The 9,671-nt window shown below is 70.0% G+C and carries 7 protein-coding genes; 6 read left to right on the top strand and 1 reads right to left on the bottom strand.

Going from position 1 to position 9,671, the window contains the following annotated elements; genetic code table 11:
- Nucleotides 1-2,090 (bottom strand): homocysteine S-methyltransferase family protein (locus ACIPYQ_RS35585; RefSeq protein ID WP_401258287.1); only part of this gene is annotated, 2,090 nt, incomplete at its 3' end.
- 276 nt (nucleotides 2,091-2,366) lie between these two features.
- Here ACIPYQ_RS35585 and ACIPYQ_RS35580 point away from each other — a divergent pair.
- From ACIPYQ_RS35580 to ACIPYQ_RS35555, 6 genes are all read left to right on the top strand, one after another.
- Entirely contained in the window at nucleotides 2,367-3,134 is a 768-nt protein-coding gene (locus tag ACIPYQ_RS35580; protein WP_361770838.1) for an IclR family transcriptional regulator, read from the top strand.
- A gap of 314 nt (nucleotides 3,135-3,448) precedes the next feature.
- Entirely contained in the window at nucleotides 3,449-4,231 is a 783-nt protein-coding gene (locus tag ACIPYQ_RS35575) for an MIP/aquaporin family protein (protein WP_361770836.1), read from the top strand.
- A gap of 77 nt (nucleotides 4,232-4,308) precedes the next feature.
- On the top strand, nucleotides 4,309-5,835 hold the full coding sequence (gene glpK / locus ACIPYQ_RS35570; RefSeq protein WP_361770834.1) for a glycerol kinase GlpK: 1,527 nt from the start codon (nucleotides 4,309-4,311) through the stop codon (nucleotides 5,833-5,835).
- 39 nt (nucleotides 5,836-5,874) lie between these two features.
- Complete coding sequence (locus ACIPYQ_RS35565) at nucleotides 5,875-7,482, top strand: glycerol-3-phosphate dehydrogenase/oxidase (RefSeq protein WP_361770832.1); 1,608 nt, start codon at nucleotides 5,875-5,877, stop codon at nucleotides 7,480-7,482.
- Nucleotides 7,483-7,609: 127 nt separating this feature from the next.
- On the top strand, nucleotides 7,610-8,617 hold the full coding sequence (locus ACIPYQ_RS35560; RefSeq protein WP_401258286.1) for a PAC2 family protein: 1,008 nt from the start codon (nucleotides 7,610-7,612) through the stop codon (nucleotides 8,615-8,617).
- A 69-nt stretch (nucleotides 8,618-8,686) separates the two neighbouring features.
- Complete coding sequence (locus tag ACIPYQ_RS35555; RefSeq protein ID WP_401258284.1) at nucleotides 8,687-9,655, top strand: hypothetical protein; 969 nt, start codon at nucleotides 8,687-8,689, stop codon at nucleotides 9,653-9,655.
- The last annotated feature ends 16 nt before the right edge of the window (nucleotides 9,656-9,671 follow it).

The following is a 9,671-nucleotide window of genomic DNA, read 5'->3' as shown; positions in this document are numbered from 1 at the left end:
AGCTCACCGACGACCTTCATGCCCTCCAGGAGGGTGTCGTTGACGATATCGAGGGCGGGGCGGGTCTGCAGGGCCTCGTCGAGGTCCGCCTCCAGACCGTTCTTCTCCCCGTCGATGATCCGCCGCTGCAGTCGCTCGTCCAGCGGCAGGGCGAGGAGCTCCTCCGCGCGGCCGGCCTTCAGGGACTTGGTGTTGACGCCCTCGAAGAGGGCCATCAGCTTCTGCAGCGGGTCGTAGTCACCCTCACGCCGGTCGTAGATCAGGTCGAGGGCGGTGGTGACCTGCTCCTCGTCGAACCGGGCGATGGGGAGGATCTTCGAGGCGTGGACGATCGCGGAGTCCAGGCCGGCCTTGACGCACTCGTCGAGGAACACCGAGTTCAGCAGGACACGGGCGGCCGGGTTCAAACCGAAGGAGATGTTGGAGAGGCCGAGGGTGGTCTGGACGTCCGGGTGGCGGCGCTTGAGCTCGCGGATCGCCTCGATCGTCGCGATACCGTCCTTACGCGACTCCTCCTGGCCGGTGCAGATCGTGAACGTGAGGGTGTCGATGAGGATGTCCGACTCCCGGATCCCCCAGTTCCCCGTCAAATCGCCGATGAGGCGTTCGGCAATGGCGACCTTGTGCTCGACGGTGCGGGCCTGCCCCTCCTCGTCGATGGTCAGCGCGATCAAAGCCGCACCGTGCTCCTGCGCCAACCGGGTGACCAGCGCGAACCGGGACTCCGGACCGTCACCGTCCTCATAGTTGACGGAGTTGATGACCGCACGCCCGCCCAGCTTCTCCAGACCCGCCCGGATCACCGGAACCTCGGTCGAGTCCAGCACGATCGGCAGCGTGGAGGCGGTCGCGAAACGGCCGGCGAGCTCCTCCATGTCGGCGACACCGTCGCGGCCCACGTAGTCCACGCACAGGTCGAGCATGTGCGCGCCCTCACGGATCTGGTCGCGGGCCATCTCCACACAGTCGTCCCAGCGGGCCTCCAGCATCGCCTCACGGAACTTCTTCGACCCGTTCGCGTTCGTCCGCTCACCGATCGCCATGTACGAGGTGTCCTGGCGGAAGGGAACCGTCTGGTAGAGGGAGGCGGCGCCGGGCTCGGGCTGAGGGGTGCGCTCGGTGACGGCCGTGCCGCGGACCCGCTCCACCACCTGCCGCAGATGCTCCGGCGTCGTGCCGCAGCAGCCGCCGACCAGGGAGAGCCCGTACTCGCGGACGAAGGTCTCCTGGGCGTCCGCCAGCTCGGCGGCGCTCAGCGGATAGTGGGCGCCCTGCTTGGTGAGGACGGGCAGACCGGCGTTCGGCATGCAGGACAGCGGGATACGGGCATTGCGCGCGAGGTACCGCAGGTGCTCGCTCATCTCCGCGGGGCCGGTGGCGCAGTTCAGGCCGATCATGTCGATGCCCAGCGGCTCCAGCGCGGTCAGGGCCGCGCCGATCTCCGAGCCGAGGAGCATGGTGCCGGTGGTCTCGACGGTGACGGAGCAGATCAGCGGCACGGTGACGCCGAGGGCTTCCATGGCCCGGCGGGCACCGATGATCGACGACTTCGTCTGCAGGAGGTCCTGGGTGGTCTCCACCAGCAGCGCGTCGGCGCCGCCGGTGATCAGACCCTCGGCGTTGATCTGGTAGGCGTCACGGATCTGCCCGTAGGTGATGTGCCCGAGCGTCGGCAGCTTGGTGCCGGGGCCCATGGAGCCCAGTACCCAGCGCTGCGCTCCGGTGCTCGCGGTGAACTCGTCGGCGACCTCACGGGCGATCCGCGCACCCGCCTCCGACAGCTCGAAGTTCCGCTCCGCGATGTCGTACTCGGCCAGCGCGGCGTAGTTCGTACCGAAGGTGTTCGTCTCGACGCAGTCCACACCCACCGAGAAGTACGCCTCGTGCACCGACCGCACGATGTCCGGGCGGGTGATGTTCAGGACCTCGTTGCAGCCTTCGAGCTGCTGGAAGTCCTCCATGGTGGGGTCCTGCGCTTGGAGCATCGTTCCCATGGCTCCGTCGGCGACGACCACGCGGGTCGCGAGCGCCTCTCGGAGGGCATCGGCCCGGGTCTGGGTGTCAGCGGGCAGGTTGGGCAACGAAGCCATGGTTGTGCTCCCTGGAATGCGACGGCTGTCGGCTTTGCACCCCCTCTGTGTCAAGGGTGCACGCCGCCAGCGTAACCGCGAGGCACCTGCCCCGGTGCGGGTGTCCCACGTGGCGGACTGCATTCTGTGGCAGGGGTTGCCAAGGGTGTCCCGGCGACGGTACGTCGAACAGTTCCCCCTCGCTGCGCAAGGTCGGCATCGGCCGATACTGTTCAGCATTGTCGAACCGCATCAAGATGGTCAGTAATGACAGCAAGGTCAGCAGGAGGCTGCGCGATGGCACGGAACATCCAGTCGCTCGAACGAGCCGCTGCGATGCTGAGGCTCCTGGCGGGCGGCGAGCGCCGGCTGGGGCTCTCCGACGTGGCCTCCTCGCTGGGTCTGGCCAAGGGGACCGCCCACGGCATCCTGCGCACGCTGCAGGCCGAGGGCTTCGTGGAGCAGGACCCCGCCTCCGGCCGCTATCAGCTGGGCGCGGAGCTGCTGCGCCTGGGCAACAGCTATCTCGACGTGCACGAGCTGCGCGCCCGCGCCCTGGTGTGGACGGACGACCTGGCCCGGGCGAGCGGCGAGAGCACGTACGTGGGCGTGCTGCACAAGAGCGGGGTGCTGATCATGCACCACGTCTTCCGGCCCGACGACAGCCGTCAGGTGCTGGAGGTCGGGGCCATGCAGCCGCTGCACTCGACCGCGCTGGGCAAGGTGCTGTCCGCGTACGACCCGGTCGCGCACACCCAGGCGCTGGAGGTGGAGCGCGAGGCGTTCACCCCCCGTACGGTCACGGACTCCGCGGGTTTCGAGGAGATTCTGGACCTGACCCGCGCACGCGGCTGGGCCGCCGACATCGAGGAGACCTGGGAGGGCATCGCCTCCGTGGCGGCGCCCATCCACGACCGGCGCCGGATGCCGGTCGGCGCGGTGGCGGTGGCGGGTGCCGTGGAGCGGGTCTGCGGGGCGTCCGGGGAGCCCCATGCGGCCCTCGTGGCGTCCGTGCGGGACTGTGCGCGATCGGTTTCACGCGACCTCGGTGCGGGCCGGTTCTGACCTTGCTTTAGCACCTCCGAGCGGCCATCTGGCTGCTTTCTGCCCACTTTTCGCCATATCCCGACCGCAGGATGGCTGGATTTGGGCGATCGTACCTAGTGGTAACGATCCGACACCTTGGCCTGGCGGGCTCTTGACGCATTCTTCACTTGGGCGGAAAACTGCCGTTCACCGGTCGGCATTGTCGAACACCTAACGGCAATACGCGCTAGGATGCGACAAGGCCAAGGACCGGTGCAGCACTCACCGAGTGCGCGGAACCACCGGAGGGACCCGGTGTCCGCCCACCCCTGGACGTACGTAAGGAGTCGCGGGTGTCCAGCTCCGACATCTTCATCGGCGAGACCATCGGTACCGCCCTGCTCACACTGCTCGGCGGTGGCGTCTGCGCCGCAGTGACGCTCAAGAGCTCCAAGGCCCGCAATGCGGGCTGGCTCGCCATCACGTTCGGCTGGGGATTCGCCGTACTGATCGCCGCCTACGTCTCCGCGCCCCTCTCGGGTGCCCACCTCAACCCGGCGGTCACCGTCGGCCTCGCCGTGAAGACCGGCGAGTGGGGCGACACCCCGGTCTACTTCGCCGGCCAGCTGCTCGGCGCGATGCTCGGCGCGGTCCTGATGTGGATCACCTACTACGGTCAGTTCCGCGTGCACCTGGCGGACCCGGAGCACATCCGCGACGCCAAGCTCGGTCCCGAGGACCCGCACCCGCACGATCAGGCCGGTCCCGTGCTGGGCGTCTTCTCCACGGGCCCCGAGATCCGTAATGTCGTCCAGAACCTCACGACCGAGATCATCGGCACCGCCGTACTGATCCTGGCGATCCTGACCCAGGGCCTCCAGGACGACGGCAAGGGCCTCGGTGTCATCGGCGTCCTGATCACCTCGTTCGTGGTCGTGGGCATCGGTCTCTCGCTGGGTGGCCCGACCGGCTACGCCATCAACCCGGTGCGCGACCTCGGTCCGCGCATCGTGCACGCCCTGCTCCCGCTGCCCAACAAGGGCGGCTCCGACTGGGGATACTCCTGGATCCCGGTGGTCGGCCCGCTCGTCGGTGCCGTCCTCGCCGGTGGTCTCTACAACATCGCGTTCGCCTGATCAGCACGGCCGCGTTCGTAAGATCCGCACCGCCCTCCTGATTCCGCCTACTCACCAGACCTGCCAGGAGCAGCCACATGACCAGCAGCACCGGCCCCTTCATCGCCGCGATCGACCAGGGCACCACCTCCTCCCGCTGCATCGTCTTCGACCGTGACGGCCGCATCGTCGCCGTCGACCAGAAGGAGCACGAGCAGATCTTCCCGAAGCCGGGCTGGGTCGAGCACGACGCCTCCGAGATCTGGACCAACGTCCAGGAGGTCGTCGCCGGCGCCATCGCCAAGGCCGAGATCACCTCGGCGGACGTCAAGGCCGTCGGCATCACCAACCAGCGCGAGACCACCGTCCTGTGGGACAAGAACACCGGCGAGCCCGTGCACAACGCACTGGTCTGGCAGGACACCCGCACCGACGCCCTCTGCAAGGAGCTCGGCCGCAACGTCGGGCAGGACCGTTTCCGCCGCGAGACCGGCCTGCCGCTGGCGAGCTACTTCGCCGGCCCGAAGGTCCGCTGGCTGCTCGACAACGTCGAGGGCCTGCGCGAGCGCGCCGAGGCCGGCGACATCCTCTTCGGCACCATGGACTCGTGGGTCATCTGGAACCTCACGGGCGGCGCCCAGGGCGGTCACCACGTCACCGACGTCACCAACGCCTCGCGCACCATGCTGATGAACCTGCACACGCTGGCCTGGGACGAGAAGATCGCGGAGTCGATGGGCGTCCCGCTCAACGTCCTCCCCGAGATCAAGTCCTCCGCCGAGGTCTACGGTCACGTCAAGGACGGCGTCCTCGCCGGTGTCCCGGTCGCCTCGGCGCTCGGTGACCAGCAGGCCGCCCTCTTCGGCCAGACCTGTTTCGCCGAGGGCGAGGCGAAGTCCACGTACGGCACCGGCACGTTCATGCTGATGAACACCGGCGACAAGATCATCAACTCCTACAGCGGCCTGCTGACCACGGTCGGCTACCAGATCGGCGACCAGAAGCCGGTCTACGCGCTGGAGGGCTCCATCGCCGTCACCGGCTCGCTCGTCCAGTGGATGCGCGACCAGATGGGCCTGATCAAGTCCGCGGCCGAGATCGAGACCCTGGCCTCCTCGGTCGAGGACAACGGCGGCGCCTACTTCGTGCCGGCCTTCTCCGGTCTGTTCGCCCCGTACTGGCGCTCCGACGCCCGCGGTGTGATCGCCGGCCTCACCCGGTACGTCACCAAGGCGCACATCGCCCGTGCCGTCCTGGAGGCCACCGCCTGGCAGACCCGCGAGATCACCGACGCCATGACCAAGGACTCGGGCGTCGAGCTCGCCGCCCTCAAGGTCGACGGCGGCATGACCTCCAACAACCTGCTGATGCAGACGCTCTCGGACTTCCTGGACGCCCCGGTGGTGCGCCCGATGGTCGCCGAGACCACCTGCCTCGGCGCCGCCTACGCCGCCGGCCTGGCCGTCGGCTTCTGGCCCGACACCGACGCCCTGCGCGCCAACTGGCGCCGCGCGGCGGAGTGGACCCCGCGGATGCCCGCCGAGCAGCGGGACCGCGAGTACAAGAGCTGGCTCAAGGCCGTGGAGCGGTCCATGGGCTGGGTCGACGACGAAGACGCCAGCTGACCGCACTCGGCTGACGAATCGACGAGGAGCTAAAGAGATATGAGCAGCCTGCAGAGCGTTCCCACCCTGGGTACGCACCCGACCGCCGGTTCGAACGCGAGCCGCGCCGAGACCCGTGAGCAGCTGGCGAAGGCCACGTACGACCTGCTGGTCATCGGCGGTGGAATCCTGGGCACCTCGGTGGCCTGGCACGCCGCGCAGTCGGGTCTGCGGGTTGCCATGGTGGACGCCGGCGACTTCGCCGGCGCCACCTCCTCGGCCTCCTCCAAGCTGGTCCACGGCGGTCTGCGCTACCTGCAGACCGGCGCGGTCAAGCTGGTCGCGGAGAACCACCACGAGCGGCGGGTGCTGGCCAAGGACGTGGCCCCGCACCTGGTCAACCCGCTCACCTTCTACCTGCCGGTCTACAAGGGCGGACCGGTCGGTGCGGCCAAGCTGGGCGCGGGCGTCTTCGCCTACTCCGCCCTCTCGGCCTTCGGCGACGGCATGGGCAAGGTCATATCGCCGGCCCGTGCCGCCGCTGACAATCCGGGCCTGAAGACGGACAACCTCAAGGCCGTCGCGGTCTACTACGACCACCAGATGAACGACTCCCGCGTCGCGGTCATGACGGTCCGCGCCGCCGTCGAGTCGGGCGCGGTCGTCCTCAACCACGCCGAGGTCACCGGACTGCGCAAGACGCGCGGCCGGGTCACCGGTGCCGAGCTCAGGGACCGTCTCGACGGCACCGAGTTCGGGGTCGACGCGCGCGTCGTGCTCAACGCCACCGGCCCGTGGGTGGACCACCTGCGGCGCATGGAAGACAAGCACTCCATGCCGTCGATCCGCCTTTCCAAGGGCGCGCACATCGTCATGAAGCGCAAGTCGCCGTGGAAGGCCGCCATGGCCACCCCGATCGACAAGTACCGCATCACCTTCGCCCTCCCGTGGGAGGACCAGCTGCTGCTCGGCACCACCGACGAGGTGTACGAGGGCGACCCGGCGGACGTGCGCGCCACCGAGTCCGACATCGCGCAGATCCTGGACGAGGCGGCCTTCTCGGTGAAGGACGCGGACCTGGACCGCTCGCTGATGACGTACGCCTTCGCGGGCCTGCGGGTGCTGCCCGGCGGCCCCGGCGGTGTCGAGAAGGCCAAGCGCGAGACGGTCGTCTCCGAGGGTGCCGGCGGCATGCTGTCGGTGGCCGGCGGCAAGTGGACGACGTACCGCCACATCGGCCGCGTGGTCATGGACAAGCTGGCCAAGCTCCCGGGCAGCCCGCTGACCGAGGACATGGAGCCGGTGAAGTCCCTCGTGCGCCGGATCGCGCTGCCCGGTGTCGCCAACCCGAACGCGGTCGCGCACCGGCTGCTGGTGGACCGTGAGCCGGGCACCCGGATGGACCCGCTCACCGCCCGCCACCTCGCCTCGCACTACGGCTCGCTGGCCTTCGACATCGCGCGCCTCGCGAACGAGGACCCGGCACTGGCCGAGCGCATCCACCCGGACGGTCCGGAGATCTGGGCGCAGGTCGCCTACGCCCGTGACAACGAGTGGGCCGAGACGGTCGACGACGTGCTGCGCCGCCGTACGACGGTGACGATCCGCGGCCTGGACGACGAGGCCGTACGGGCCCGCGTCGAGGAGATGCTGGGCCACAAGGCATAGCTCTCACGCAGGTGGGGAAGAGGGGCGGTTCCGAGGGGAACCGCCCCTCTGTCGTGGGCTGTGGCTGGCGTCGTTTCAAGGCTTAGGCTGACCCACGTACGCAAGGGAACTTCGGAAGGAGACCTGGGTGATCGAGCTTGAGGGCGTGCCCGAGCTGATCGACCCGGTCATGGTGGCCGCGTTCGAGGGCTGGAACGACGCGGGTGACGCGGCCTCCGGTGCGGTCGCACACCTGGACCGGGAGTGGAAGGGCGAGGTCTTCGCGGCTCTGGACGCCGAGGACTACTACGACTTCCAGGTCAACCGGCCGACGGTGTGGCTGGACAACGGGGTACGGAAGATCACGTGGCCGACGACGCGGCTGTCGGTGGTCCGGATCGGCGGGGCCAAGCCGCGCGACCTGGTGCTGGTCCGGGGGATCGAACCGTCCATGCGGTGGCGGTCGTTCTGCAACGAGATCCTGGGCTTCGCCCACGAGCTGGGCGTGGAGATGGTGGTCATCCTGGGGGCGCTGCTCGGGGACACGCCGCACACGCGGCCGGTGCCGGTGAGCGGGGTCACCTCGGACGCGGACCTGGCGCGGACGATGGACCTGGAGGAGACCAAGTACGAGGGCCCGACGGGCATCGTGGGCATCCTCCAGGAGGCCTGCACGCACGCGGGCGTGCCGGCGGTGTCGCTGTGGGCGGCGGTGCCGCACTACGTGTCGCAGCCGCCGAACCCGAAGGCGACGCTGGCGCTGCTGAACCGGCTGGAGGATCTGATCGACATCCGGATCCCGCTGGGCGAACTGCCGGAGGACGCGCGGGCGTGGCAGCTGGGCGTGGACCAACTGGCCGCGGAGGACAGCGAGGTGGCGGAGTACGTCCAGACGCTGGAGGAGGCGCGGGACACGGCCGACCTGCCGGAGGCGTCGGGCGACGCCATCGCCCGGGAGTTCGAGCGGTACCTGCGCCGGCGCGATCCGGCGGCTGGCCCGGAGACGGCCACGGACACGGGCTCGTACTTCCGGGACCTGTCCGGTGGCCGCCCCCAGCCGAAGCCGAAGCCGGAGGACGCGGCGGACCAGGACGGCCCCGCCGAGGGTGAGGGCGACGGCGCCGGCTCGGGCGAGGGGGAGACCCCCGGGACCTAGCGGCACCGGGCTGCCGGGGTGTCAGTGCGCCCTGCTTGGATACGGGTTGCCGTTCCGAGAGAGGGAAGCATGACCCGTACCACCCCGCCCCGCCCGCTCGACGTGGCCTCGGTGTTCCCGGAGCTCGCGGGGATGTCCAGGACCGCCACCCGGCTGCACCCCCGGCCCGGTGCGCCCACCGTGCACGACAGCTCGGTGGGCGGGCCGCTGCTGTGGCCGGCCGGCGAGCCCTGGGCGTCGTGCTCGCAGGAGCACGACGCCCCCTTTCCGCTGAACACGCCCGAGGAGGTCCGGGCGCTCCGGCGGATCCGCGCCCTCGGCGTCTGGACGGACGAGGAGCACGCCGAGGTCTCCCGGATCCACGCCGGACACGATCCGTCGCTGCTGCCCGAGGGCCCGCACCCGCTGATACCGGTGGCGCAGCTGTACGCCCGGGACGTCCCCGGTCTGCCGTTCCCCGGGGGCACGGACCTGCTCCAGGTGCTGTGGTGCCCGTTCATCGACATCGAGGACCAGCCGGGCACGGAGGCCGTCCAGCTGCGCTGGCGGCGGGCCGGGGACGTGGCGGAGGTCCTGGCGGCCGCGCCGGAGCCCGCGTACGTGGGCACGTACGAGCTGGTGCCGGCCCCGTGCGTGCTCCATCCGGAGGAGGTCAGCGAGTACCCGGCCGCGCACGATCTGGACCCCGGGCTGGCCGGGCGGATCCGCAGCTGGGAGGAGGACGGGGCCACGGGCTACCGGGGAGCCCTGTCCGTCGCGCCCGGCTGGAAGGCCGGCGGGTGGGCCGCCCCCTTCACGTTCCGTGATTCCGGCGGCCCGGAGGAGCTGCGCTGCGCGCGGTGTTCGGCCGTCGGCGAGCCGTTGCTGACCCTCGACCACGCCGAGTGGGACGCCGAGACCGAGAGCTGGCGGCCGGTCGAGGAGGCACAGGGCGCATCCACGACCCCCACGGAGGTGACCGTGGGCCGCGGCTACACCCTGCAGTTCTACGTGTGCCCCGCCGATCCCCGGCACCCACCGGTGACCGTCATGCAGTAGGGCGGTGAAACGGCGA

This window comes from Streptomyces sp. NPDC090045, from assembly GCF_044747975.1.
Taxonomy (GTDB): domain Bacteria; phylum Actinomycetota; class Actinomycetes; order Streptomycetales; family Streptomycetaceae; genus Streptomyces.
This window is presented reverse-complemented; position numbering and strand designations above follow the sequence as displayed.